Source organism: Streptomyces sp. AMJ-169 (genome assembly GCF_055597585.1).
This window is the reverse complement of the sequence record NZ_JBVLTJ010000003.1, coordinates 381,726-407,706: the sequence shown is the minus strand read 5'-3', so window position 1 is coordinate 407,706 and position 25,981 is coordinate 381,726. Positions and strand designations below refer to the sequence as shown.

The following is a 25,981-nucleotide window of genomic DNA, read 5'->3' as shown; positions in this document are numbered from 1 at the left end:
AGGTCGGGGAAAGTCCCGTACCCGGTCCCGCAGCGGGCGCCGGATCGCCAGGAGAGTGCTGATGGCTCATCACTACGACCACCTCTACATCGGCGGGGAGTGGGTGCGCCCGTCCACCAGCCGCGTCATCGCCCCCGTCAACCCCAGCACGGAGGAAGTGCTCGGCAGCGTGCCCGAGGCGGTGGAGGCCGACGTCGACGCCGCGGTCGGCGCCGCGCGCCGGGCCTTCGACCGGCCCGGCGGCTGGGCGCACTGGGACCCGGCCCGCCGCGCCGACGTCATGGAGCGGTTCGCCGCCGAACTCGAGGAGCGGGCGGGCCGGATCGCGGAACTGGTCAGCAGCCAGAACGGCATGCCGATCAGCATGGCCCGGCAGCTGGAGGTCGGCTACCCGACCGCGGTGCTGCGCTACTACGCCGGCCTGGCCCGTACGACGGTCTTCTCCGAGACGCGGGACGGGCTGCTCGGCGGCTCGGTGGAGGTGCGCAGGGGGCCGGTCGGGGTCGTCGCCGCGATCGTGCCGTGGAACTACCCGCAGGTGCTGTCCACGTTCAAGATCGCGCCCGCGATGGCCGCCGGCTGCACCGTGGTCCTCAAGCCCTCGCCCGAGGCCGTGTTCGACTCCTTCGTCGTCGCCGAGGCCGCCGAGGCCGCCGGTGTCCCGGCCGGGGTGCTCAACATCGTGCCGGCGGGCCGGGAGGCCGGCGCGTTCCTCGTGTCCCACCCCGGCGTGGACAAGGTGGCGTTCACCGGCTCCACGGGCGCCGGCCGGGCCATCGCCGAGACCTGCGGCCGGCTGCTGCGCCCGGTGACCCTGGAACTCGGCGGCAAGTCCGCGGCCCTCGTCCTCGACGACGCCGTGCTGGACCCGGAGCTGATCGGCCCCGGCCTGGTCGCCGCGACCCTCACCAACAACGGGCAGACCTGCTTCCTCTCCACCCGCATCCTCGCCCCGCGCAGCCGCTACGCCGAGGTCGTCGACCTGGTCACCGGCCTGGCCCGCGCCCTCCCGGTCGGGGACGCCCTGGACGAGGGCACGGCCGTCGGCCCGCTGGTCACCGCCCAGCAGCGGGACCGGGTCGAGGCCGCGATCGCGAAGGGACGCGGTGAAGGCGCCCGCCTCACCACCGGCGGCGGTCGTCCCGAGGGCCTGGACAAGGGCTGGTTCGTCGAGCCGACCGTCTTCGCGGACGTCGACAACGGCTCCTCCCTCGCCCAGGAGGAGATCTTCGGCCCGGTGCTGTCCGTGCTGCCCTACGACGACGTCGACGACGCCGTCCGCATCGCCAACGACTCCGACTACGGACTCGGCGGCACTGTGTGGACCGCGGACCCCGAGCGCGGCGCGGCGGTCGCCCGGCGGGTGCACACCGGCACCATCGGCGTGAACCGCTATCTGCCCGACCCCGTCGCCCCCTTCGGCGGCGTCAAGGCGAGCGGGCTGGGCAGCGAACTCGGGCCCGAGGGGCTGGAGTCGTATCTGCGGACCCGGTCGCTCTACCTCTGAGCGGACTCTGAGCGGACAGCGAAAAAAGGGGGGTTCCGACCGGCGGCGCGGTCGGAACCCCCCTTGTAGCTAGGGGCTCAGTGCACGGCAGAAGGGTGCCGCGCGAGCGGCGTGACCGTGATGTCCATATAGGGGAAGAGCGGCAGCCCCCACAGCACCTCGTTCAGCCGGTCGTTGTCGACGACGTCGAAGACGCTGAGGTTGGAGTACCGGCCGGCGCAGCGCCACAGGTGCGCCCACTCGCCGGAGCGCTGGAGCCGCCGCGCGTACTCCTTCTCGGCGGCGAGCAGCGACGCCCGCTCCTGGAGGTCCATGCCGGCCGGCAGCCGCACGGTCATCTCGACGGCGAAGAGCACGACGGCCCCTCAGACGGCCGGGTCGAGGACGAAGTCGTACGTCACCTCGCCGCCGCCGGCGGCGGCCGGGAGGGGGTCGAGGACGAGTTCCGGTTTGACGCCGGAGGCCACGTCGTCCTGGAGGTGCTCGCCGTCCTTGAAGTACAGCTGGGTGGTGAGGGGTGCGTGGCCCTGGGCCGACACCCTCAGGTGGAGGTGGGCGGGGCGCCAGGCGTGCCATCCTGCCGCCGCTATGAGCCGCCCGCAGGAGCCGTCGGTCGGGATCTGGTAGGGGGCGGGCTGGACGGTCGTCACCGCGAACCGCCCCTCGGCGTCGGCCACGACACCGCCGCGCAGGTTCCACTCCGGGAGGCCCGGCGCGAACTGGGCGTACAGGCCGTCGTCGTCGGCCTGCCACATCTCCAGGAGGGCGCCGGGGAGCGGCCGGCCGGAGACGTCGCGGACCTGGCCCTGGAAGAGGAGCGGGGTGCCGGGCTCGTCCGCGCGCATCGGCAGGGCGGTGACGCTGGGCAGCGCGGGGGCGTCCGGCACGTAGTAGGGGCCCTCGATGCTGCCCTTGCTGCCCTGGCGGGCGGAGGTGGCGACCGCTTCGACGACGTGCTCGACCCACACGTCCAGGAACAGCGGCCACTCGCCGTCCTGCCCGACGGAGATCAGCCAGGACTTGACGGCGTTGTACTCCTCGTACGTGACCTGGTGGCGGCGGATCACGTCGTGCACGGCGGCGATGACCTCCCCGGCGAGGGTGCTGACACGGGCCGTGTCCGTGCCCGGGCCGGACGCGCCGGCCTTGCCGGCCTTGTGGGCTTTGTCGGCCAGGAAGCGTTCGGTCGCCGTGGCGCCGGACGCGGCGGCCGTGGCTTTGAGAGTGGTCTCGGTCATGGCGGGGGGCTCCTTGGTCTAGCGGTCCTGGCGGTAGCGGCTGAGCTTGTCCTCGTCGACGGCGACCCCGAGGCCGGGCCGGTCCCGGACGCCGAGCGTGCCGCCGGTGATCACGAGGGGCTCGGTGAGCAGGTCGTCGCTCATGTCGAGGAAGTTGGAGAGTTCACCGGCGCGGCGGGAGGAGGCGGCGTACGCGGCGCCGAACGCCACCGTGCACACCGTGCCGAGCTGGCCGTCGATCTGATTGCCCATCACCACTTCCGCGCCCAGCCCCTCGCACAGGAAGAGCACGCGCTGGCTTTGGGTGAATCCGGTGCGGGCGGTCTTGACGCTGACGGCGGTGGCCTCGCCGGACAGGAGGGAGCGGGTCACCTCGGCGGGCGTGGTGGCGGACTCGTCCGCGACGAAGGGGACGCGGCACCGCCGGACCAGCCGGCGCCGGTCGAGCACGTCGTCGGCGGGGCAGAGCTCCTCGGCGAGGGTGATGCCGAGCTCGTCCAGCTCCGGCAGCGCCGCGATCGCCTCGGAGGCGGTCCAGCCGCGGTTGCCGTCCACGTACAACTCGGCCCCGTCGCCCAGGGTTTCGCGCAGGGCCCGGCACACGGCCAGGTCGAGGTGGACGGGGCGGCGGCCGACCTTCACCTTGAAGACGGTGATGCCGTAGCCGTCCCGCATCCGTGACGCCTCGTCGGCCATCCGCTGCGGCGCGTCGAAGCCGAGCATGTGACTGACGCGCATCCGGTCGGTGTGGCCGCCGAGCAGGTGGGTGACGGGCCGGTCCAGGGCCTGTCCGGTGATGTCCCACAGCGCCATGTCGATCGCCGACTTCGCGGCCGGGTTGCCGACCGTGCGGTGCATCCGGGCGTGGACCTGCTCGCGGGCGAACACGTCCGCGCCCACCAGCTGCGGGGCGAAGATCTTCTCGATGACGCCGAGGACGGACGCCTGCGTCTCGCCGTAGGTGAACGGGCGCGGCGGCGCGTCGGCGACCCCGGACAGCCCTTCGTCGGTGTGCACCCGGACCAGGACGTGCTCGGCGGCGTGCACCTCGCCGCTCGCGAACTTCAGCGGCCGGGTGTAGGGGATCGTGTACGGGACGGCCTCGATCGCGGTGATCTTCACCGGGCGGCTCCGGCGGTCTCGCGGACCAGGGTCTCCACCTGCCGGGCGACGCCGAGCAGCCGGCCCACGCGCTCGGGGTGGCCGATGAGCTGGAGCCCGAGCGGCATGCCGTACGGGTCGCGGTGGCCGGCGACGGTGACCACGGGCAGGCCGAGCAGCTGCCAGGGGCGGCTGAGGACCGGGGTGCCGGTGAAGTCCAGTCCGTGCGGGGCAGGTCCTGGGGCGGCCGGGGCCAGGACGGCATCGGCCTGGCCGAGGAGTCCGAGGACCTGGGTACGGGCCGCGCGCCGCTCGTCGAGCGCGCTCTGGTACGCCGCCGCCGGGGTGCCCCGGCCCTGCTCCAGGAGCACGTTGAGGTGGTTGCTCAAGGACTCCGGGTGCTCCGCCTCGGCGCGCAGGGAACGGGCGGCCTCGTACGCCATGACGGTGGCGTGCGCCTCGGCGAGCCGGCGCGTGTCGGCCTGGCCGCCGAGGTCGCCCGTCCGCGCGCCGGCGTCCGCGAGGGCCTGGGCCGTGCGGCGCAGGGCGGCGAGCATCGCCGGTTCGACGCGGGTCAGTTCGGTGCCGGACCACAGCAACACCCGGACGCGTTCCGGGACGTCGATCCGGGTGCCGTCCACGGCCTCGACGGCCGCGGCCAGGTCCGCCACCCGCGCGGTCAGCAGCCCCGGCGCGTCCAGGGTCGGGCTCAGTCCCGTGCAGCCCGCCGTCGGCCAGGCGCCCACGGGGGCCACGAATCCGCTGACGCCGCAGTAGGAGCTGGGCCGGGTCACCGATCCGGCCGTCTGGGCGCCCAGGGCGAGCGGCACCACCCCGGCCCCGACCGCAGCCGCCGAGCCGCTGGAGGAGCCGCCGGGCGTGTGGGCGCGGCCGTGCGGATTGCGGGTGGGGCCCGGCTGGAAGTACCCGAACTCCGTGGTCACGGTCTTGCCGAGGGGGACGGCGCCCGCGCTTCTCAGCCGGTCCACCAGCCAGGCGTCGGCGCCCGCGATCCGCCCGCTGCGCAGCGGGGAGCCGCACCCGGTGGGCAGACCGGCGACGTCGATGATGTCCTTCACACCGAACGGCACGCCTCGCAGCGGCCCGTCCGGCGCGCGTACGGCCGCCGCGCGGGCGCCGTCGGCGTCGACCTCCACCCAGGCGCGGAGGGCGGGTTCGGTCTTCTCCAGGCGGCGCAGCGCTTCCTCGACCGCGGCGGTGGGGTGGCGGGTCATGACGGTCCCTTCTCTCTCCTGCGCCGTCAGCGCATCCACAGGCCGCCGTTGGCGTCCCAGCAGGCTCCAGTGACCGTGTCCGCGTGCTCGGCGGCGAGCAGGACGGCCATGTCGGCGATGAACTCGGGGCGCCCGAGCCGGCCGACCGGGATCATCGCCTCGGTCCGGGCCAGCTGCTCGGGGCCGATGGTCTCGCGGACCACCGGGAGGTCCTGCGGCCCCGGGGCGATGGCGTTGACGGTCACTCCGTGCGGGCCCAGCTCGCGGGCGAACACCTTGGTCAGCGTGGCGACTCCGCCCTTGGCCGCCGCGTAGTGCGCGCCCGCCGCCGTACCGCCGTTCTGCCCGGCGATCGAGCCGATGTTGACGATGCGTCCGTAGCCGCGTTCGGCGAAGTACGCGCCGAAGACCTGGCAGCCGAAGAACGTGCCGTCGAGGTTGGTCGCCACCACCGACCGGAAGCTCTCCGGGGTGATGCCCATGACCGGCTCGACCTTGGCGTGTCCCGCGTTGTTGACCAGGACGTGCACCGCGCCCCAGCGTGCGGCCAGCTGGTCGCGGGTGCGGACGAAGGCGTCCTTGTCCCGCACGTCGAGGGCGAGGCCGACGGCGGTCTGCCCGGAGGGGTCCAGCTTCGCCGCCGCTGAGGCCGCCGCCTCGGCGTCCAGGTCGGTCAGGGCGACCTGGTAGCCCCGGTCGTACAGCCGCGCGGCGACGCAGGCGCCGAGGCCGCGGGCCGCGCCCGTCACCAGGGCGACCCGGCGGATGTCGTCCTCCCAGGTCTGGCTCATCGGGTCCGCTCCGGGGCCGGCAGGGGGCGGCCGACGCGCGCCTCGATCTTCATGTAGCGCCACAGGCCGTGCTCGCCGACCCGCACGGTGCGCAAGAGATTGCAGGCGGCGGCGACCGTGGGCTGGTCGGCGACGTCGGCGAGGACGTAGCAGGTCCAGGGCCAGGAGCCGGAGGGGCCGACCATGTGCTGGTCGTCGTCGAGGGTGCCGAGGACGCTCACGCCGGGCAGTTCGTGGAGCTGGGTGAGCATGCTGACGGTGCCCTCCCAGACGGCCTTGTTCCCGTCCAGGGGCAGGTCGAAGAAGTTCTGGTTGACGCCGATGCAGAACAGCACCCGCAGGGGGGCCTGAGGGGGAGTGGACATGGGGGTCCTGCCTTTCTTAAAGGGGGGGTTGGTTACGGGAAGCCGGGGAAGGACTGCCCGCCGGTGAGGACCGCGCCCGCGCCGTCGTAGACGGAGTCCTGGAGGAACGCGTGCTGCGGGACCACCGAGGCGTCCCGCAGGTAGCGCTGGAGGGGGCTCGCGTCCGCGATGGCCGGGATGCCGGCGAGCAGGTACGCGGCGCCGGTGACCTCGAAGGAGGTCCTGGCGAGGTGGGCGGCGGCGAGCCGCAGCAGCCCCGCCTGCCGGGTGGTCGCCGGGTCCCCGCTCTCCACCCGCTCCCACACCTCCTCCGTGGTCTCGTAGAAGAAGGCCCGCACCGACCGCAGTTGGGCCTCGGCGCGCGCGACACCGATCCGGAAACCGGCCCGGTCGGCCGCCCTCGGCCCGCCGGTGAAACTGGCCCGGCCGCCCTGGGCGACGACATGGTCGAGCGCGGCACGCGCCACCCCGAGCCCGACGACCGCCAGCACCTGCGCGGCGTACGCGACGACCGGATACCGGTACAGCGGCTCGTCGACAGTGGGCTCACCACCGCGGACGAAGGTCCACTCCCTCGGTACGACGACATCGTCGACGACCAGATCGTGGCTGCCGGTGCCGCGCAGCCCGACGACGTCCCAGCTCTCGGCGATCTCCACCTGCCCGGGCCGCAGCACCGCCGTCAGGGGCCGCCCGCCGCTGTCCTCGCCGGCCTTGATGCCGACGCCGAGGACGTCGGCGCCCTTGCAGCCGCTGGCGAACTTCCAGCGGCCGGAGATCCGGTAGCCGCCGTCGGCCTGTTCGGCCGTCTGGAGCGGGAACAGGCCCCCCGCGAACGCGACGTCGGGACCGGCCGCGTACAGCTCGGCCTGCGTGTCGAGCGGCAGCGCCGCGAGGTAGACCAGGGCCGAGCCGAAGCTGGCGACCCAGCCCGCCGAACCGTCCACCTCGGAGATCCGCTCGATCCGGTGCAGGAATTCCGCCGGCGCCAGCGGATCGCCGCCGAAACGCTGCGGGGTGCTCGCCCGGTAAAGGCCTGCCTTCTTGAATTCGGCGATGACATCGCGCGGCACGTGCCGCTTCTCCTCGAATTCGTCCCGCCGTTCGGCCACCAGGGCCAGTACGCGGTCGAATGCCGTGCCGGCGGGGTCGATCGGCGGCGATGAATTCAGCGTCTGCGTCATGGAATTGTCCTCTGGCGTTCTCTCTCGCTGTCTCCTCGTCACGCTAGGCGGGCTCGTCAGGCCCGGACAATGGGGGATCGGACGCACCGCGTAGGGGATTTCCCTTATCCAGCAGGGGCAGCCGGACCCGGAAGACCGCTCCGCGCGGGGTGTTCTCGCCGGCCTCGATGTCACCGCCGTGCCGTGTGACGATGCGGTGGCTGAGGGCGAGGCCGATGCCGTGGCCGTCGGCCTTCGCGCTGAAGACCCCGTCGAACAGCCGGTCCGACGGGAGGTCCGCGAGCCCCTGCCCGGTGTCGCGCACCTCCAGCTCGGCCCATCCGTCGCCGCGCCGGGTGGCCACGGTCACCGTGCGCTGCCCGGCCGGCCAACGGGCCATCTCCTCCACGGCGTTGAAGGCGAGGTTCAGCACGACCTGCCCGACCAGGACCTTCTCGCAGTGCACGGGCAGCTCCTCGGCCGTCCGCTCCCAGCACAGGGTGACCGCGTGCTGCGCGGCCCGTACCCCGACGAAGTAGGCGCAGTCGGCCACGATGTCGTTGAGGTCGACGAGCTGCTTGGACTGCTCCAGCCGCACCACGTACCGCCGCAGGCTGGACAGGATCAGCGCCGCCCGGTCCAGCTGCCGCGTCGCGTTCTCCAGGCCCCAGCTCAGCCGGTCGTCGCCGGCCATGCGGCTGCGGACGCCCGCGACGAAGTTGTGGGCCGCCGAGATCGGCTGGCTCACCTCGTGGGCGATGGCCATCGCCATGTCGCCCATCGCGTTGTAGCGGGCCAGGTGGTTGAGGTACTGCGCGTCGTGGCGGTGCTCCTCCTCCGCGCGGACGGTGTCGGTGATGTCGTGGAAGAGCAGCAGCAGCCCGCGCAGGTCGTTCTCGATGTCGATGTACTGGCAGCGGGCGGCGAACCAGCGGGCGCCGCCCGGGGTCGTCAGGCGGTAGCGGCTGTCCTTGGGCGCCGCGCCCGTGGTGGTGAGGGCCTCGCGCAGGAGTCCGGCCGACTCGGCGGCGAGGAAGCCGCCGAAGTCGGCGCCGACGAGGCCGTCGGGGTCGCTGCCGAGCAGGGTGCCGGCCGACTCGCTGGCGAACAGCATGCGCCCGGCGCCGTCGAGGACGACGATCCCTTCGTCGAGGTTGCGCAGGAACGCGTGGAGCCGGCTCTCGGTGCGGAACAGGTCGAGCCGGGTGGCCTTCTCCCGCGCGATGTCGCGGAACTGCACCATCACCACGGGCCCCCGGGCGAGGTCCACGCGCACGGCGACGGCCTCGGTCAGGATCTCCACGCCCGCCTTCGAGCGGTAGCACCACTCGATGGTGCTGCTGCCTTCGTCGACGGCCCGCTGGAGCCACGAGACGCCGATGTCGCGCGCGTACTGCCGGGCGTTGGAGCTCATGTCGGGGGCCTTCAGCGGTCTCAGCTCGTCGACCGTGAAGCCCAGGACGGCGCAGGCGGCGGGGTTGGCCCACAGGATCTCCTTCGTCACGGCGTCGTGCACCAGGACGCAGTGCCGCAGCGCGGCGAAGAGGAGACCGAGGTCGGACGGCTCGATACCGGGTGTCTTCGCGTCCACGCGGTTCACACCTCGGACCGGCTGAGGCCGCAGCGCAGCATGTCGCCGATCAGGGCACCCAGGCTCTCGGCGGCCGTCTTCTCCCTGATCCGGCCCCGGTGCGCGTCGACCGTCTTCAGACTGATGTCCAGCTCCTTGGCGATCGACTTGCTGGGCCGGCCCGCGACGACGAGCCGCAGGATCTCCCGCTCCCGCCCGCTCAGCGCGGCCAGCCGGGCGCGCACCGCGTGCCGCTCGGCCTGCGCGGCGTACCGCTCGCGGGCCAGCGCCAGCGCGCTCTGGACGACCTCCACCATGTGCTGGGGGTCGTACGGCTTCTCCAGGAAGTCCACCGCGCCGCGTTGCAGCGCGCGCACCGACATCCGGATGTCGCCGTGCGCCGAGACGAAGACGACCGGCAGTGCGACACCACGGTCGTTGAGGAACTCCTGGACCTGGAACCCGCCCCGGTGCGGCATCCGTACGTCCAGGACCAGGCAGGCGGGCCGGGCCGGGTCGAAGCCGGCCAGGAAGGAGTCGGCGTCGGTGAAGCACCGCGTGCTCAGGTGCACGGACTCCAGCAGCCAGGCCAGCGAGCGGCACAGCTCCTCGTCGTCGTCCAGGACGTACACGAGGCCGGCCGGTTCTGTGCGGACAAGGGAGTCGACGGTCATCGCTCCTCGCTTTCAGGCGTAGGACGCCAGGAGCCCTTCGAGCACCTCGTGCTGGCGTTCGGAGGTGGTGGTCGCCGGCATGAGGGCGGCGCTGACCTGGAAGCCCATGACGACGGTGAACAGCGTCTCGACCAGGTGGCCGTCGGCGGCCGCGGCCGTGATCTCCCCGCGGGCCCTGGCCTGGGCGAGGCAGCCGCGCATGAGCGCGCGCCAGCGGTCGACCGTGGCGTGGAAGGCGGCCGACATGCGCGGGTCGAACAGGGCGCGGTCCCAGAACGCGACCACGACCCGCGCCTCCAGCAGCCGGGTGTCGTCCAGCGGCATCAGCTCGTGGCACAGACCGCGCAGCGCGGCGAGACCGCTCGCCCCGGCGATGACGGGTTCCAGGCGGCGCTCGGTCTCGTCGCACGCGTACTGGAAGGCGGCGAGCAGGATCTCGTCCTTGTCGCGGAAGTAGGGGGCGAGGCCGCCGTTGGCGAAGCCCGCCTCGGCCGCCAGCTCCCGCATGGTCACCGCCGCCAGGCCCCGGCGGCCGACGAGCGACCACACCGACCGGATGATCAGGCGTCTGCGGGCGTCGTGATCGACGATCTTCGGCATACGGCCGGTCCCCGTCCCCTCGTCCTCGTCGTCGGCGCCGGCTCACACGAGCAGGGCCGCCATGCTGATGATCATCAGTGCCGCGCCGGACTCCCGGCACACCCCCGCGCGGCGGCCGGCCGGGGCGGCTTCCGTGCCGGTGAGCCGGCGGAACATGAACCCGCCCGCCCGCGCGGTCAGCCAGACGACGACGGTCAGCACGGCGACGCCGTGCACCGCCCCGTGCCGGTGGCCGCCGCCCGTCATCAGCGCCATGAGCAGCGCCATCACAGCCAAGTCGACCGCCGCGCCCAGCCCCCGGCGCTCGACGCACACCCGCGCCACGCTCCACACACAGGCCGCCCCGACGACCCCGGCACCGGAGGACATCCGGCCGCCGGCCATCAGCACCATCCCGCCCAGCGCGAGCAGGTGCGGCCCCCAGCGGTGCGCGGGACCGGGGAGGTGACCGGCCAGGCAGAGCAGGGCGCCCGCCAGAGAGGCCGTCAGCAGCAGCTCACTCATGGCAGCCGTGCCCGCCCGGCGCGCTCGCGGGCACGTCGAGCGTCGGGTTGCGGTCGAAGAAACCGAACGGCTTCAGCTTGAAGCCGGTGTGGTCGACCGGCATGATCGGCCAGTCCTCGGGGCGGGGCGCGTGAGTGAGGCCGAAGGTGTGCCAGACGACCAGCGACCGCCCGTCGATGTCCCGGTCCGCCGCCGTGTACGCGGGCAGTCCGGCGCCGCCGGGGTGCTGGTTGACGAAGTCACCGGCCGGGTAGCGCTCGGCGGGGTCGTGGGCGGTGACCCACAGGTGCCTGGTCGCGAAGGCGGCCCGCGCGGCGACGGAGGAGCCCGGGTCGGCCAGCAGCGCCGGCTTGCCCTCGGGGTGCAGGGCGTACGCGACCGGTTTGCCGAGGGCGTTGACGGAGGCGGGGTTGGTGATGTGCCAGACCCGGTCGACGCTCATGTCGGCGTCGCGCCGCGCCTCGCTCTCCCGGGTCAGCGGGGTGCGCCGGTAGGTGAAGGCGTTCCCGCGCGGATTGCCGGGACCGCCCATCGGGACCCGGACGGCGTCGACCTCCTCGACCCGGTTCGCCGGTCCGTCGAGCGCCATGTCCAGCCGGGCGCAGAACAGGTGCTGGTGGTAGGGGGCGCCGAGGCCCGGCGCGATCTCGGCGGCGTACGGGTAGTCGCCGCCGGGATAGGCGGAGGTGAAGACGACGCCGGTGGCCTTGGCCTCGAACTCGATGGTGCCGTCGAGGTAGAGGTACCAGTAGAAGCCGTAGTCGTAGTTGCCGATCGTGGCGAAGAAGGAGAGCACCATGCGGCGCTGGCGGCGGGTCTCGTCCGAGCCCGCCCACAGGTCGGTGTGCTTCCAGAGGATGCCGTGGTCCTCCTCGTGCAGGCACACCGCGTTCGGCAGGACGCGCGGGCGGCCCGACTCGTCGGCGATCACCGCGTCGAGGTAGGTGATGTCGCCGAGACAGTCGCAGCCGAGCCGCAGGGCGTTGGCCGAGCGGCCGATCAGGTACTCGCCGGTGTCGAAGTAGTTCTGCCAGGAGCGCACCGCGGAGGGGTCGGCGTAGGGCACGACCATCTCGGCGATGGACGCGCGGTGCACGATCGGCCGCTCGCGCCCCTTGTCCCGGTCGTGGAAGGCCAGTTGATGCAGGACCAGCCCCTCACGCGCGTCGAAGCCGATCCGCACGCTCCAGTTCTCCCACGTCAGCAGATTGCCCTGGAGGGCGAAGCTGGGCCCCTCGGGCTGGGTGATCTCGATGGGCTTCTGGGTGGTGCGGACGGGTCCGGTGACGGCGGGGTCGGTGAAGTTCCCGGAGCCGGTGGGGACCGGGACGGGGCCGAGGTCGACGACGCGGTGGACGGTGCGGCCGATCACGTCCACGTAGCCGACCAGCCCGTCGACGGGGTGGGCCCAGGCGTGGTCGCGCTCGTGCTCCTGGACGAACGCCAGGCCGCGCAGGATGCGGCGGCCGGACTCGTCGGGGTACTCGTCGGCGTAGACCCCCGCCGAGAGGGGGGCCACGCGGACCTGGGCCACGTCCAGGCCGCGGTCCTTCAGCGCCGTCAGCCACCGCTCGTCCTGCGCGAGGATCTCCTCGACGACGCCGAACTCCTCCTCCAGCACCGGGAGTTGGCCGTCGGTGACGGGGTCCAGCGTCCGGTCGGAGACGACCTCCCGCCCGGTCACGGAGACGAAGAGGTCCCGCCCCGCAGCGCCCGCGGTGTCGTGCAGCAGGACCCGCGCCCGGCGCTCCACCGCGTCCCCCGCCGAGAACACCAGCAGGTCGTCCTTGGCGGGCTCTTCGAGGCCCACGTAGACGAAGCGCGAGGTGTCCCGGAGGTGTCCGGCCCGGTCCAGGACCGAGCGGATCTCCTCGATCTCCCCGGCGGTCAGCTGGTCGAGGGGGTGCGGTGCGGCGGTCATGCGGCTCCTCCAGGAGTGCACTCAGCGGTTTTTCTACGTCCGTAGAGGAAAAGGGACGGACGGGCTCCGGGTCCAGACACCGGCGGGGACCTTCCGCCGGACGGAAGGATTCCGTGCACGGACGGGAGCACGCCGTGCACGGATCGGCGGTATCAGGCGGGGGTGGACACGTCCTCGGCCCGGACCTCGGCGGGCGTCCCGTCCGGCTCCCGCCTGCGCCGGCCGAGCATGACACCGCCGGCGAACACCGCGACCACGGCCAGTTCGAGGACCGTCGCGGTCGTGGCGGACGCGGAGATCAGGGTCGTGAAGTTGTCCAGCGCCAGCGCGGTGGCGCCCAGCATCAGGGCGATGGACGCCAGCGGCGCGATCAGCGTGTGCCACGGCCTGCGGTCGAGACCGGTCCGGCGGAAGAACACGACGACCGACACCGACGTCAGCATGTACAGCAGCATCAGCGCGAGGACACCCACGCCCCCGCCCCAGGTCAGCAGCGTGATCACCGGATCGGCGCCGGCCACCGCGAACGGGATCACCATCGCCATGGAGACGGCGGTCTGCACCAGGCTCGCGGTGTACGGGGCGCCCTGCCGGTTCGTGCGCGCCAGCCACCGGGGCAGCACACCGGTCGCGCCGAGGGAGTGGAAATAGCGGTTGACGCCGTTGTGGAACGCGAGCACTCCCGCGATCAGCGAAGTGGCCAGCAGGACCTGCACGCTGTCGGTGACCCAGGACCCCAGGGTGTCCGCGATCGCGTCGAGGACGACCCCGGTCGCGTCGCCCTCCCGCACCGCCGTCAGCGCCACGCCCCGCACCTCGTCCGCCCCGTAGTGGCTCACGAACATCCAGGAGACGAAGGCGAAGAACACCGAGATCACGGCGACGGAGAGATAGGTGGCGCGGGGCACGGTGCGCAAGGGGTCCTTCGCCTCCTTGGCGTAGATGGCCGTGGACTCGAAGCCGAGCACGCAGGCCACCGCGAAGGTGAGCGAGACCCCGGGCGCCCCGGAGAAGAAGGCCGAGGGCGTGAACGAGCCGCCGGGATTGAGTCCTTGGGGGCCGCCGCCCGCTATCAGCTCGCCGACCGCGAACGCCAGCAGCACCGACGTCTCGGCGACCACGAGGACGGCCAGGAGCTTCGCCCCCAGCTCGATGTTCAGCGACCCGAGCAGCTGCACGAGCAGGATCGTCGCCAGCGACCACAGCCACCAGGGCGCGTCGAGCGAGGTGTACTTCTGGACCAGGCCCTGGACGACGACCCCGTACAGGCCGTACATCCCCGCCTGCACGGCGCTGTAGCACAGCACGGCCACCTGGGAGGCGCCGACGCCGAGCGGCCTGCCCAGGCCCCGGGTGACGTACGCGTAGAAGGCGCCGGCGTCCGTCACGTGCCGGCTCATCGCGATGAAGCCGACCGAGAACAGCCCGATCATCACCCCGACCACCAGGTAGGCGGCGGGCACCCCGCCCCCGTTGCCCAGGCCGAGCGGCACGGGGAGGGTGCCGGCGACACCGGTGAGCGGCGCCTGCGCGGAGAGCACGAAGAACAGGATGCCGGCCACCCCCACGGCGCCTTGCCGGAGCTGGGTGCGGTGACCGGGGTCTGGGGACTGCTGGGGCACGGGGGGCCTCCCTGGGAGCGGCACGAGCCGATTTTTCGGTGTGCAGTACTGTGCGCCCGCGCCGGTCCCCCGAAGTGCAGGGGCGTGCACCCGTTGCCGCCATTTCATGCACGTGCCGCTCAGGTGTCCCACGGCGGACCCGCGCACGCTACCGTGCCACCATGCGAACGACCGTGACCACGGACTCCGTCCCCCGGGCCGACCGCTTCGAGCACTGGACCCATGAGATGTCCAAGGTGTTCACCGGTCTCGACACCCTGCCGGTCGCGCGGACGCCCTTCCACGGACAGGCCGCCGCCGGCAAGCTCGGTCTCCTGCACCTGAGTTCGATCAGCGCCGGCCCGCTGCGGGTGCGCCGCACGGCACGCCTCGCCGCCCAGTACGAGGAGGACTTCTACAAGGTCGTCCTCCAGCTCTCCGGCAGCTGCGTGATCGAGCAGGACGACGCGTTCAGCACGCTGGAGACCGGGGACATCGCGCTGTGCGACACGTCCCGGCCGTACTCGTTCACCTACACCACCGACTTCAGCACCGTCCTGATGCTGCTGCCCCGGCCGATGCTGCCCGTCAGCCCCGAGGCCTTACGCGCTCTCACCGCCCGCCGGATGGCCCCCGAAGGCGGCGTCGCGGCGGTCGTGGGACCGTTCCTGCGGTCGCTGGGCGAGCAGAGCCACGACTGCGCGGGCCCGGCGGCCGGCAGCCTCATGGACGGCACGGTGTCCCTGATCACCGCGCTGGTCACGGAGAAGCTGGCCCGCTCCACCCCGGCCGCGCCGCAGGACGCGATGATGCTCCGCATCCGCACCTACATCGACAACCGGCTCTCCGACCCAGGTCTCGCGCCGGACCCGATCGCCCAGGCGCACGGCATCTCGCGCCGCTACCTGTTCAAACTGTTCGCCGCCGAGGGCCTCACCGTCGCCGGCTGGATCCGCACCCGCCGCCTGGAACGCTGCGCCCGCGACCTCGCGGCCCCCGCCGCGGCCGGCCAGCCGATCGGCATGGTCGCGGCCCGCTGGGGACTCCTCGACTGCCGCCACTTCAGCCGCGTGTTCAAGGCGGAGTACGGCGAGACGCCCCGCGACTTCCGCCGCCGGACGCTGGCGCCCGCAGCAGCGGGAACGTCCGCTCCCGCATGCCCTCCTCGTACCCCGCCAGCGCCGCCCGCAGAGGTACGCCCGAGGTGAGGGCGGCGGTCAGTTCGGCGGCGTCGCGCAGGGCGCAGTTGGCGCCGTTGCCGTACATCGGGGCCATCGCGTGGATCGCGTCGCCCAGCAGGGTCACGTTTCCCGGCGGCCACGGCGGCGTGGGCGGCAGGGCGCGGATCGTGCGCGGGACGACCGACGCGGGGGACACCTCCTCGACCAGCCGGACCAGGGCGGGGTGCCAGCCGGTCACCGCCCGGCGCATCGCGGCGTGCAGGGAATCCGCGTCGGCTGCGGGGGCGGCGGGTTCCAGGGCCACCGAGACGTAGTCGGCCACCGGCTCCAGCACCGCCTCCGGCGCGATGGCCGCCGCCGCGTCGGCCACGGGGGTACGGGGCTGGAACAGACCGGCGGCGAGCAGCGTGCCCTGGTCGTCGCGCGCCATGACGAAGCTGTCCTGGAAGGCCGGGAGCAGCGCGGCGGCGAGGTCCGCGGTGAGCGGGGCCCGCGCGAGCAGCGCCCGCTCGACCAGGGGGATCACCCGCACCCCGGGCAGCAGTTGACGCCGCACGACCGAGTTGATGCCGTCCGCCCCGACCAGCAGCGAGCCCCGGGCGCTTCTGCCGTCCGCGAGGTCCAGGACGACGCCGTCCCCCTCCTGCCGGTAGCCGGTCGCCTCGTGGCCGAAGCGGACGACGTCGGCGAGGCCGGTGAGCAGGATCTGGCAGAGCGTTCTGCGGTGCACCGACGTGTGCGGGGTGACCGGGTCGTTGGGGGGACCGAGGTGAGGGGCGGTGCCGGTCTCGCGGCCCCGGTGGTCGAGCAGGACGACCAGGTCGCGGCGGGGGGAGCGGCGGCTGGTGGCGACGTAGAGCCGGTAGAGGCGCTCGGGCAGGCACCGGCGCAGCGCGCCGCCGCCGTCGGCCGTCATGTGCAGGATGTAGCCCTGCCAGGTCAGTCGGGGCGCGCGCTCGAACACCGTGCAGCGCACGCCCGCGCGGCGCAGCCCCTGCGCGAGCGCGAGCCCCCCGACGCCGGCTCCCACGATCAGCACATGGTGATCGCGGCTCATGATTTCCTCACCTCGTACGCGACCGGGAGCGAGCTGAACCCCGCGACGAACGTCGAGGCTGTACGGACCGGGGTCCCGGAGAACTCGATATGGCGCAGCCTGCGCAGGAATTCGGTGAAGAAGGCGGACATCGAGATTTTGGCGAGCGCCGCGCCCAGGCAGTAGTGCGCGCCGTGGCCGAATGCGAGATGCCGGTTCGGGGTGCGGCCCACGTCGAATGCGAAAGGGTCGGCGAACGCGTTCTCGTCGCGGTTGGCGGACGCGTAGTGCAGGAGTACGGAGTCGCCCGGCCGGATCACGGAACCGTGCAGCGGGAATTCCTCGACCGCCGTCCGCATAAAGGATTTCGTGGGGGTCACCCAGCGGATCATCTCGTCGACGGCGAGCGGTGTCAGCTCGGGCGCGCGCCGGAGTCTGGCCAGCTGGGCGGGGTGCTCCAGCAGCGCGTGCAGCCCGCCGGCCAGGGCCACCGCGGTGGTGTCGTGGCCGGCGGTCGCGAGGGAGACGCAGTGGGCGACCGCGTCGCCGGGGGCGGCGAACTCCGCCCGCATCCCGTCGCTCACCCGTTCCTCGAAATACGCGAACAGGGCGTTCTCCGCGGCGACATGGGCCTGCGGGTCGGTGCCGCGCATCCCGTGGGTGAGGCGGCCGATCGACGCGTGGTCCGACTCGGGGACCCCCAGCAGCGGCAGCGCGAAATGGAGGGCGTACCGGGCGGCGAACTCGGCGAAGTCGCATGTCCCGTCCGACTCGGCCATCGCGTCGACGTACCGCCGCGCCAGCTTCCCCGCCCGTACGCGGGCCGCGTCGAGCGCCGGGCCGCCCAGCAGCCGCGTGCTCGTGGACCGCAGCTGCTGATGGCGGGGGCCGTCCAGGTGGATGACCGTGAGGCGGCGGGGGCCGGCCGGGCGCAGCGCCCGTTCCAGCGCCGACGGCATCAGGACCGGCCTGGGTCCGTTGTGGAACCGGCGGTGCAGGCCGCCGATCCGGGTCACGTCGGCGTGCCGGGTGACGGCCCAGAAGGGGCGGTAGTCCGGCGGGGCGACCCAGTGCAGGGGGGCGTGGCGTCTGAGGAGGGCCAGGTCTTCGTGCAGGCGGCGGTCGTCGGCGTACGCGGCGGGGTCGGCCAGCGCGAGGCCGGCGGCTTCGATCCTGGCGTCCAACCGGCTGTCCCCTTCCTGGCTTCGCGGCTCTCCGATGTCTGACGGGTTCAGGCGAGGCGGCCTTGATCCATGCCGTGCTCCCCGTCCCGCTCCACGCACGCGAGCACCGCGTCCGCCAGCACCCCCGACCGGATCAGCTTCAGCACCTCCGCGATGTCCCCGTCCATCCGCCGGTCCCGGTCGCAGAACGGCACGACGTCGCGGACCAGGGCGTGCAGCACCCGCGTCGCCTTGCTCATCCCCTCCACCCCGCGCAGGTCGAGCGCCTGACAGGCCGCCAGCAGATGGATCGCCGCGACCTCCTGGACCAGGCCGACGATGGTCCGCGCGTCGCGCGCCGCGATGGGCGCCATGCTGACCTTGTCCTGGTTGTGGGCCTCCGTCGACCGGGAGAACACGCTCACCGGGGCGCTGGTCTTCAGGGCCTCGGCGGTGATGGCGGAGCACGCCAGCTGCATCCCCTTGAACCCGTGGTGCAGTCCCGCCTCCCAGGACTCGGGGGAGTGGCGCGGGACCAGGTTGGGGGTGAGGCCGTTGTTGAACTTGTCGTCCACCAGCAGCTCGACCTGCCGGTCCAGGAGGTCCGCGATGTTGGCCACGGCGACCTTCAGCGAGTCCATGCTCTGGACGACGTGGCCGCCGTAGAAGTTCCCGCCGCTGTGCACGCTCTGTGCGCCGGGGTCGAAGAGCGGGTTGTCGTTGGACGAGTTGATCTCCGTGCGCAGCCAGGCGTCGACCCAGGCCAGGGTGTCCCGCAGCACGCCGGTGACGTGCGGGGCGCAGCGGATCGAGTAGCGGTCCTGGACGCTGCGGGTCAGCCGCTGGAAGCCGCGCTCGCCGAGCGGGTCGTTGCTGCGGACCACCTGGTCGTGGGGGAGCGCGTGGCCGGAGCCGTCGAGGAGCGCGGCGACGACGGCGGCGCTCGCCAGCTGCCCGGGGTGCGGTTTGCTCTCGTGGATGAACGGCGCGAAGTGGCCGCGGTTGCCCAGCAGCGCCTCGCTGGCCAGCGCCGTGCACGCCTCGGCGACGAGCACGAGCCGTTCGGCCTCGGCGGCGGCGAGCACGGCGAACGCGGAGCAGAACGACGTGCCGTTGATCAGGGCCAGGCCGTCCTTCGGCCCGGGGCGGACCGGTTCGAGACCGAGTTCGGCGAGCACCTGCGCGGCCGGCCGCAGCTCGCCCCGGTGGCGGACCTCGCCCTCGCCGATGAGCGCGGCGGCGACGTAGCTCAGCGGCACGAGGTCACCGCTGGCGCCGACCGACCCGCGCTCGGGGATCCGCGGGAGGACGTCGTGCCGCAGCAGGTCCAGCAGCCGCTCGACGATGCCGGGGTCGACCCCGGAGGCGCCCCGGGCCAGGCAGTTCGCCCGGATCAGCAGGGTGGCCCGGACGACTTCGTCGGCCGCCGCGGGGCCGGTGCCGTTGAGGTGGTAGCGGATCATGTTGAGCTGGAGTTCGGCGGCCTTCTCGGGGGAGATGTGCCGGGTGGCGCTGTCCCCGAACCCGGTCGTGACGCCGTAGATGGGCTGCCGGGTCGCCACCAGGTCCCGCTTGAGGCGGTGGGAGGCCCGCATCCGTTCGGCCGCCGCCGGGGCGACCGCGAGGCGCCGGTTGTCCGGGCCGCCCTGGGCCACCCGGACCACGTCGGCGAGCTCCAGCCCGCGCCCGTCCAGCAGGAGTTCCCCGGCCACCCCGGACTCCGGCTCCGTCTGCGGAAGCGATGCGCGCACAAGGTCCCCTTCCGGACTGTTTTCCGGAGAATGACCGGATTCCCTACGTTCTAACAGACGGCGGGAGAGGGCGCGCGCGGATGCGTCGACGGGGCTCCCGTTGGCGCATTCCCGGTCCCCGCCTTCTAATTTCGAACGGAGGACGGGAGGCCGCCCATGACCACCGCGACCGCAGTGGCTCCTACGATCGTCTCGATAGCCGCCGAACTGCCGGCCCCGCAGTACAGCACCGGCGAACTGCTCGCCGCCGCCGACGGACTCCTGTCGGAGAGGCTCGCCGGGATGCTGGGCGGCCTCGGCGTCGACAAGCGGCACTCCGTGCTCGCCAACTACCCCGACGTCGTCTTCGCCGGGGCGGCCCCGAAGTTCGACATCACCGCCGCCGACCTCGCGGTGAACTCCGTCCGCACGGCCCTGCTGCGGGCCGACGCCGACCCGGCGGACGTCGGACTGGTCCTCGGCGCGACCTCCAGCCCGGGCCGGCTGCTGCCGTCGCTGGTGTGCGACGTGATGGCGCGGGTCCCCGAACTGCCGCGCGACGCGGCCAACCTGGCGATCCAGTACATGGGCTGCTCGGCGCTGGCGAAGGTCGTCGAGACCGCGCACTGGTACCTCGCCGCCCACCCGGACAAGAAGGTGCTGGCCGTCTTCGCGGAGGCCATCACCCCGCTCTCGCCCGTCCTCGACGGCACGTACGGGCACTTCAGCGAGGTCGGCGCCGGGCAGCGGCAGCGCACCGTCGACGCCCTGCACGGCTTTCTCTTCGCCGACGCGGCCGTCTCCATGGTCCTCGCGGCCGAGGGGGCGGGCCCGTCGTTCGGACCGGTCGCGAACCTCACCAACGTCCTCCCGCTGGACGCCGAACTCGGCACGGTCCCCGACGGCGGCTCGGACGTCCCCGTCGTCCTCGCCGCGCACGGCCGCCGTCTGTACACGCTCAGCCCCGACGTCGCCCCGCGCGGCTGCCACTACGCGCTGGAGACCGTGCGCGCAGCCCTCGAAGGAACCGCCGCCCTCGGTCAACCCGCCGACGCCTCCGCCCTGTTCATGCACACCGGGTCGACCCGCATCCTCGACTCCCTGTGCGCCGCTTTCGGCGTGGACAGCGGCGGCGGGCAGGTCGCCTCGTCGTACCGCGTGCTGCGGGAGTACGCCAACACGCTCGGCTGCTCGGTGCCGCTGATGCTCGCCGAGCCGGTCCGCCGGGAGCCGGGTACGGCGCTGGTGGTGGCGTTCGGGCTGTCCTTCAGCGCGGGGGCGTTCACGATGACCGTGCCGGGTGGGGGCTGGACGCCTTGAGAGGACTTCCTGTGAACGGACGCCTGACCGGCAAGGTCGCCTTCATCAGCGGCACCGGCCGGGGCATCGGCCGCGCCGCCGCGCTCGCCTTCGCGGCGGAGGGCGCGCGGGTCTTCGGCTGCGGCCGGGACCAGGGCGCGGCCGAGGAGACCGTACGGATGGTCCGGGCGGCGGGCGGCACGATGGAGTCCCTCGCGCCCGTGGACCTGACCACCCCGGACGGGGCCCGCGCGTGGGTCGCGGCCGGGGTCGACGCGTTCGGCCGCGTCGACGTCCTGTTCAACAACGCCTCCGCGCTCAGGAACGCGCCGTTCGCCGAACAGCCGCTGGAGGACTGGCACTTCACCATCGACCATGAGCTGCATCTGCCCTATCTGTGCACCAGGGCGGCCTGGCCGTTCCTGCGCGGCGGTCAGGGGAGCGTGATCATCAACATGGGGTCGGTGGCCGGCACCCGGGGGGTCGCGTTCCAGCCGATGGCGGCGCACGGCGTGACGAAGGCGGCCGTCATCTCCCTGACCCGCCATCTCGCCGCCGCCGGGGCCGCGCACCACGTCCGGGCCGTCTGCATCAGCCCCGGCATGATCCGCACCGAGGCCACCCGCGACTTCTTCGACCAGCAGGAGGGCCCGCTGCCCGGCCTCATCGGCCAGACCCCGTCCCGCCGGGTGGGCGAACCCGAGGAGGTGGCCCGCCTCGCCGCTTTCCTCGCGTCCGACGAGGCGGCCTTCATCAACGGCGCCAATATCGTCATCGACGGCGGGGTCTCGGCGATGGCGGGCTGACCCCTGCTCGGACGAAGAACGCGTCCTGCTTCCGGGTGGTCTTCGCGGTCCCGGAGACGGACGGGAGCTACGCGCGCGCTCTGTACGACGGCCCGGCGTGAGCCAAGTGCCTGACGTCCGGGCCAGGCTGCCCGGAACTCCCCGCCGTACGCGCGAGACTCGGGCGCACCCCCCGACGCAAGGAGATGTGCGTGCGCCTGTCCCCCCTCGCCGCCGCGCTGACGGCCGCCGTCCTGCTGGCCCCGCCCGCGCGGGCCGTCCCCGCCGCCGACCCGGCCGGCTACGTCAACCCGTTCGTCGGCACCGAACCCGGCGGCACGGACTGGGGCAACGGCGGAGGCGGCGGGAACACCTTCCCCGGCGCATCGGCCCCGCTGGGCGGGGTCCAGTGGAGCCCCGACACCGTCACCCGGCAGTACGGCGGCTACGCCCACACCGACCACCGGATCGCGGGCTTCAGCCTCACCCACCTGTCCGGAGCGGGCTGCGGCGACTACGGCAACGTGCCGTTCATGCCGCTCACCGGCCGCCCGGCGGCGGACCCGGCGGCCCGCCACGCGACGTTCTCGCACACGAACGAGCAGGCCGCGCCCGGCAGTTACCGGGTCGACCTCGACAACGGCATCCGCACCGAACTCGCGGCCACCCAGCGCTCCGGCATCGCCCGCCTCAGCTACCCGGCCGAAGCCGGCCAGCCACCCGGGCTCACGGTCGACGCCGGGAAGGCCTTCAACAAGGCCACCGGCCAGGTCACCATCGGCGCCCGCACCCTCTCCGGCTTCACCGACAGCGGCGGCTTCTGCCGCACCTCCGCCCGCTACCGCCTGTACTTCCACGCCGAGTTCGACCGCCCGTTCGCCCACGCGGAGCCGCTGGACGGCAAGACCTCCGGCGCGTACGTCACCTTCGCGCCCGCCGCCCGCACGGTGACCGCCCGGGTGGGCGTCTCCTTCGTCAGCGAGGCGGCGGCCCGGGCCAACGCGCGGGCCGAACAGGGCGGGCGCTCCTACGATGCGGTCCGCCGGGCCACCCGCGCCCGCTGGAACGACTGGCTCGGCCGGATCACCGTCCAGGGCGGCAGCGAGAAACGCCGGCGCGTCTTCTACACCGCGCTCTACCACTCCCTGCTGCACCCCAGTGTCTTCAGCGACACCGACGGCCGGTACCTGGGCATGGACGGCCAGGTGCACCGCACCCGTCCCGGACACGCGCAGTACGCGGACTTCTCCGGCTGGGACGTCTACCGCTCCCAGGTCCAGCTGCTGGCGCTGCTCGCCCCCCGCGAGGCGTCCGACATCGCCCAGTCGATCCTCGAACAGGGCCGCCAGGCGGGCTGGTTCGACCGCTGGACCCTCGCCAACGGCGCCACCGGCGTCATGGTCGGCGACCCCCTGCCCGCCATGGCCGCCTCCCTGCACGCCTTCGGCGCCACCGGCTTCGAGGCCGCCGCCCTCCTGCGCACGGCCGTCGCCGGCCGCGAGGACAACCGCCAGCGCCCCGGCCACGAGCAGTACGACACCCTCGGCTACGTCCCCGCCGGCACCAAGGGCGTGTGGGGCGGCGCGTCCACCACCCTGGAGTACGCCGCCGCCGACGCCGCCCTCGCCCACCTCGCCGCCCGCCTCGGCGACACCGCCACCGAGACGAGGCTGACCCGCGCCGCCGCCAACTGGCGCACCCTGCTGCACCCCGGCAGCCGCTACCTCCAGCCCCGCGCGGCGGACGGCACCTGGCCCGCCTTCCGCCCGGTGCAGCGCGAGGGGTACGTCGAGGGCAACGGCGCCCAGTACACCTGGATGGTCCCGCAGGACCTGCCCGGCCTGTTCACCGCGATGGGCGGCGCCGCGGCGGTCGTCCCCCGCCTGGACACCTTCTTCACCGAACTCAACGCCGGCATGGACCGCCCGTACGCGTACCTCGGCAACGAGCCCTCCTTCCACGTCCCTTGGGCCTACGACTACGCCGGCCGGCCCGACCGTGCGCAGGACACCGTGCGCCGGGTCCTGACCACCCTCTTCGACGACACCCCGGCCGGGCTGGTCGGCAACGACGACCTCGGCGCGATGTCCTCCTGGGCCGTCTGGGCCGCCCTCGGCCTGTACCCCATGGTCCCGGGCAGCTCCCAACTCGCCCTGTCCAGCCCCCTGTTCCCCCGCGCGACCGTCCACCGGGGCAACGGCAGGGACATCACGGTCATCGCCGACGGCGCCTCGGACACCGCCTCCCGGATCGCCGCCCTGACCCTGGACGGCCGCCCGGTCGAGCCCACCTGGCTCCCCGACACCTTCCCCGCGACCGGCGGCGTCCTGCGCCACCGGCTCACGGCGCCGTAGGGGGCGGGGCTCAGGCGTCCTGCGGCACCCGGTCGGCCGTACCGAGCCGCCGCGCGGTGAACGCGCCGCCCGCGAGCAGGACCACGACGGTGAGGGCGAGGGTGAGGACGTACCCGTTGTCGAACGCCTCGTGCGCCGCGCCGAGGAGGGAGGACGCCTGGCCGGCGGGCAGGCTTGCGGCGGTGGCCTGGGCCGCGTCGAGGCCGTCCTTCGCGGTGTCCGGTACGCCGGAGGGGAGGCGGACGGTCGCCGTGTAGAGGCTGCCGAGGACGCTGCCGAGGACCGCGACGCCGCTGAGGCTGCCGAGTTCGTAGGAGACCTCCTCGACGGAGGCGGCCATGCCGGCGCGGTGGGCGGGCGCGCTGCCCATGATCGCGGCGGACGCGGCGGTCATCGCGAAGCCCATGCCGGCCCCGGTGACCAGCAGACCGGGCACGACCCAGGCCGGATGCCCGGGGCGGACGTCGAGGAGGGGCACCGCGCCCGGCGTGAGCAGCAGGATCAGCGCAACTCCCGCCGCGCCCGTCAGCAGCCCGCCCACGATGAGCGGCCGGGGCCCGGCCCGGTGCACCAGCCCGCCCGCGACCGCCCCGGTGGGCAGGCACCCGGCGGCGAACGCGGCGACCAGCAGCCCGCTCTCCCACGGCGTCAGCCCGGCGACGAGCTGCAACCGCTGCGTGAGGACCAGCTGGACCCCGGCCGTCGCGAACATCGCCAGCGCGGCGGCCACGATCCCGGACAGGATCCGGGGATCACGCAGCAGCGCGAAGTCCAGCAGGGGATGCGTACGGCGCCGCTGCCGGCGCACGAACGAGGTGAAGCCGACGGCGGCGGCCAGCAGGGCGAGGGCGATGTGCAGCGGGTCGGGGCCGGGCCTGGTGGCCTCCTTGACCGCGTACACCAGACCGACGAGCCCGACCATGACCTGGAGCGAGCCGGCGAGGTCCCACGGGGTGTCCCGGCGGCCCGAGGCGCCGGGCGCGAGGACGGCGCCCGCGATCAGCGCGAGGACCACCACGGGGACGTTGATGAGGAAGACCGAGCCCCACCAGAAGTGTTCCAGCAGGAAGCCGCCGAGGACCGGGCCCAGCGCGGAGCCGACCACGGACATCGTGCCCCACACGCCGATCGCGATGTTGCGCTCGCGCTCGTCCTCGAAGGTCACGCGGATCAGGGACAGCGTGGCCGGCATCATCGCGGCGGCGCCCACCGCGAGCAGGGCCCGCGCCGCGATCAGCGCGGTGGGGGAGGGCGCGAAGGCCGCCGCCGTCGAGGCGACGCCGAACAGGGTCAGCCCGGCGAGGAACATCCGCTTGTGCCCGACGCGGTCCCCGAGGGTGCCCGCGCCGAGCAGCAGCCCGGCCATCACCAGCGGATACGCGTTGATGATCCACAGCTTCTGGGAGGTGTCCGCGGCCAGGTCCCGCGTCAGCGTGGGCAGCGCGGTGTACAGCACGGTCATGTCGACCGAGATCAGCAGCAGCCCCACGGCCACGGTGGTCAGCAGTCCCCAGCGTCTGTTCATGTCTCCGGCTCGTCTTTCGTGTCTCGGTGAAAGGTGCGGGCCGGACGGCGTGGGTGCCGTCAGGCCCGTGGCTCGGTGCGGTCGGGGTCGGTCAGCGCGAGCAGCCGCTGCCGCAGGGCCTCGCGGACCGGTGCGGGCAGCGGGGTGCCGGTGGTGGCGTTGAGGAGCCACAGCCCGTCGACGGCGAGCCGGGCGAGGAACAGGTCGAGGTCCGCCGGCTCGACGGAGTCCGTCGGCGGGGCCCAGCGGCTCATCATGTCGTTCCACACCTGGGCGAGGCCGGGGTGGCTCACCGACTCGATCATGAACGCCAGGTCCGCCTTGCTCGCCCCCACCGCCACGCCCGCCCGGGTGTACGCGGCGGCCGTGTCCCGGACCGACGCCTCGCCGAGCGGCTTGCCCAGCTCGGCCAGGAGCATCTCCTCCCAGCCGCCGGTCAGATGGTGCTGGATCGCCAGCAGCAGTTCGTCCCGGGTGCGGAAGTGGTACATCAGCCCGCCCTTGGTCACACCGGCCTCCTCGGCGGCGGACTCCAGGGTCAGACCGGTGATGCCGGCCCGCTCGGTGACGCGGATGGCGGCTTCCAGGATCAGGTTCCTCGAACTGGGTCGCATCCCGTAAGTATACCATTTAGTACA

22 protein-coding genes and 1 pseudogene are annotated in these 25,981 nt (G+C 73.3%); 5 read left to right on the top strand and 18 right to left on the bottom strand.

Annotated features, from left to right (window positions below; all coding sequences use genetic code 11):
* Positions 1 to 61: 61 nt before the first annotated feature.
* Positions 62 to 1,507 carry an aldehyde dehydrogenase gene (locus ACYUD3_RS10075; RefSeq protein WP_470966934.1) on the top strand — a complete coding sequence of 482 codons (1,446 nt, stop codon included), beginning with the start codon at positions 62 to 64 and terminating at the stop codon, positions 1,505 to 1,507.
* A gap of 77 nt (positions 1,508 to 1,584) precedes the next feature.
* Here ACYUD3_RS10075 and catC read toward each other — a convergent pair whose 3' ends face one another.
* From catC to ACYUD3_RS10010, 13 genes are all read right to left on the bottom strand, one after another.
* Positions 1,585 to 1,863, bottom strand: a complete 279-nt coding sequence (gene catC, locus ACYUD3_RS10070) for a muconolactone Delta-isomerase (RefSeq protein WP_470966931.1) — start codon at positions 1,861 to 1,863, stop codon at positions 1,585 to 1,587.
* 9 nt (positions 1,864 to 1,872) lie between these two features.
* On the bottom strand, positions 1,873 to 2,745 hold the full coding sequence (gene catA, locus ACYUD3_RS10065) for a catechol 1,2-dioxygenase (RefSeq protein WP_470966929.1): 873 nt from the start codon (positions 2,743 to 2,745) through the stop codon (positions 1,873 to 1,875).
* 18 nt (positions 2,746 to 2,763) lie between these two features.
* Positions 2,764 to 3,867, bottom strand: coding sequence for a mandelate racemase/muconate lactonizing enzyme family protein (locus tag ACYUD3_RS10060; protein ID WP_470966926.1), 1,104 nt, complete (start codon positions 3,865 to 3,867; stop codon positions 2,764 to 2,766).
* On the bottom strand, positions 3,864 to 5,081 hold the full coding sequence (locus ACYUD3_RS10055) for an amidase (RefSeq protein WP_470966924.1): 1,218 nt from the start codon (positions 5,079 to 5,081) through the stop codon (positions 3,864 to 3,866). The genes ACYUD3_RS10060 and ACYUD3_RS10055 overlap by 4 nt, the downstream gene beginning before the upstream one ends.
* 26 nt (positions 5,082 to 5,107) lie before the next feature.
* Entirely contained in the window at positions 5,108 to 5,872 is a 765-nt protein-coding gene (locus tag ACYUD3_RS10050; protein WP_470966921.1) for an SDR family NAD(P)-dependent oxidoreductase, read from the bottom strand.
* On the bottom strand, positions 5,869 to 6,237 hold the full coding sequence (locus ACYUD3_RS10045) for a hypothetical protein (RefSeq protein ID WP_470966918.1): 369 nt from the start codon (positions 6,235 to 6,237) through the stop codon (positions 5,869 to 5,871). The genes ACYUD3_RS10050 and ACYUD3_RS10045 overlap by 4 nt, the downstream gene beginning before the upstream one ends.
* Positions 6,238 to 6,269: 32 nt before the next feature.
* Positions 6,270 to 7,421 (bottom strand): acyl-CoA dehydrogenase family protein, encoded by a 1,152-nt coding sequence (locus ACYUD3_RS10040; RefSeq protein ID WP_470966916.1) that lies wholly within the window; start codon positions 7,419 to 7,421, stop codon positions 6,270 to 6,272.
* Between the two features lie 43 nt (positions 7,422 to 7,464).
* Positions 7,465 to 8,991 carry an ATP-binding protein gene (locus tag ACYUD3_RS10035; protein ID WP_470966913.1) on the bottom strand — a complete coding sequence of 509 codons (1,527 nt, stop codon included), beginning with the start codon at positions 8,989 to 8,991 and terminating at the stop codon, positions 7,465 to 7,467.
* Between the two features lie 5 nt (positions 8,992 to 8,996).
* A complete protein-coding gene (locus ACYUD3_RS10030; protein WP_470966910.1) occupies positions 8,997 to 9,644 on the bottom strand; it encodes a response regulator transcription factor in 648 nt (215 codons plus the stop codon).
* Between the two features lie 12 nt (positions 9,645 to 9,656).
* Positions 9,657 to 10,244 carry a TetR/AcrR family transcriptional regulator gene (locus ACYUD3_RS10025; RefSeq protein ID WP_470966908.1) on the bottom strand — a complete coding sequence of 196 codons (588 nt, stop codon included), beginning with the start codon at positions 10,242 to 10,244 and terminating at the stop codon, positions 9,657 to 9,659.
* 42 nt (positions 10,245 to 10,286) lie between these two features.
* The gene (locus tag ACYUD3_RS10020) at positions 10,287 to 10,748 is read right to left on the bottom strand and encodes a hypothetical protein (protein WP_470966905.1); all 462 of its coding nucleotides are present in this window, start codon (positions 10,746 to 10,748) and stop codon (positions 10,287 to 10,289) included.
* Positions 10,741 to 12,669: a primary-amine oxidase gene (locus ACYUD3_RS10015; protein ID WP_470966902.1), complete on the bottom strand. Its 1,929-nt coding sequence runs from the start codon at positions 12,667 to 12,669 to the stop codon at positions 10,741 to 10,743. The genes ACYUD3_RS10020 and ACYUD3_RS10015 overlap by 8 nt, the downstream gene beginning before the upstream one ends.
* A 152-nt stretch (positions 12,670 to 12,821) precedes the next feature.
* A complete protein-coding gene (locus ACYUD3_RS10010) occupies positions 12,822 to 14,291 on the bottom strand; it encodes an APC family permease (protein ID WP_470966899.1) in 1,470 nt (489 codons plus the stop codon).
* Positions 14,292 to 14,452: 161 nt separating this feature from the next.
* Between ACYUD3_RS10010 and ACYUD3_RS10005 the strand changes: the two are divergent.
* Positions 14,453 to 15,334, top strand: a pseudogene (locus ACYUD3_RS10005) (AraC-like ligand-binding domain-containing protein); the annotation flags it as partial.
* 10 nt (positions 15,335 to 15,344) lie between these two features.
* Here the strand turns inward: ACYUD3_RS10005 and ACYUD3_RS10000 are convergent.
* From ACYUD3_RS10000 to ACYUD3_RS09990, 3 genes are read right to left on the bottom strand one after another with little or no spacing between them, the layout of a single operon-like run.
* Entirely contained in the window at positions 15,345 to 16,508 is a 1,164-nt protein-coding gene (locus tag ACYUD3_RS10000; RefSeq protein ID WP_470966897.1) for an FAD-dependent oxidoreductase, read from the bottom strand.
* Positions 16,505 to 17,671, bottom strand: a complete 1,167-nt coding sequence (locus ACYUD3_RS09995; protein ID WP_470966894.1) for a cytochrome P450 — start codon at positions 17,669 to 17,671, stop codon at positions 16,505 to 16,507. Before ACYUD3_RS09995 ends, ACYUD3_RS10000 begins: the two co-directional genes overlap by 4 nt.
* A 47-nt stretch (positions 17,672 to 17,718) precedes the next feature.
* Positions 17,719 to 19,401, bottom strand: coding sequence for an HAL/PAL/TAL family ammonia-lyase (locus ACYUD3_RS09990; RefSeq protein ID WP_470966891.1), 1,683 nt, complete (start codon positions 19,399 to 19,401; stop codon positions 17,719 to 17,721).
* 156 nt (positions 19,402 to 19,557) lie between these two features.
* On the opposite strand from ACYUD3_RS09990, the gene ACYUD3_RS09985 reads away from it, so the two are divergent.
* From ACYUD3_RS09985 to ACYUD3_RS09975, 3 genes are all read left to right on the top strand, one after another.
* Entirely contained in the window at positions 19,558 to 20,700 is a 1,143-nt protein-coding gene (locus ACYUD3_RS09985; protein WP_470966889.1) for a 3-oxoacyl-[acyl-carrier-protein] synthase III C-terminal domain-containing protein, read from the top strand.
* An 11-nt stretch (positions 20,701 to 20,711) separates the two neighbouring features.
* A complete protein-coding gene (locus ACYUD3_RS09980) occupies positions 20,712 to 21,485 on the top strand; it encodes an SDR family NAD(P)-dependent oxidoreductase (RefSeq protein WP_470966886.1) in 774 nt (257 codons plus the stop codon).
* Between the two features lie 191 nt (positions 21,486 to 21,676).
* Complete coding sequence (locus ACYUD3_RS09975; protein WP_470966884.1) at positions 21,677 to 23,818, top strand: GH92 family glycosyl hydrolase; 2,142 nt, start codon at positions 21,677 to 21,679, stop codon at positions 23,816 to 23,818.
* A gap of 10 nt (positions 23,819 to 23,828) precedes the next feature.
* Here ACYUD3_RS09975 and ACYUD3_RS09970 read toward each other — a convergent pair whose 3' ends face one another.
* Positions 23,829 to 25,343, bottom strand: a complete 1,515-nt coding sequence (locus ACYUD3_RS09970) for an MFS transporter (protein WP_470966882.1) — start codon at positions 25,341 to 25,343, stop codon at positions 23,829 to 23,831.
* 59 nt (positions 25,344 to 25,402) lie between these two features.
* On the bottom strand, positions 25,403 to 25,957 hold the full coding sequence (locus ACYUD3_RS09965; RefSeq protein ID WP_470966880.1) for a TetR/AcrR family transcriptional regulator: 555 nt from the start codon (positions 25,955 to 25,957) through the stop codon (positions 25,403 to 25,405).
* Positions 25,958 to 25,981 lie beyond the last annotated feature (24 nt).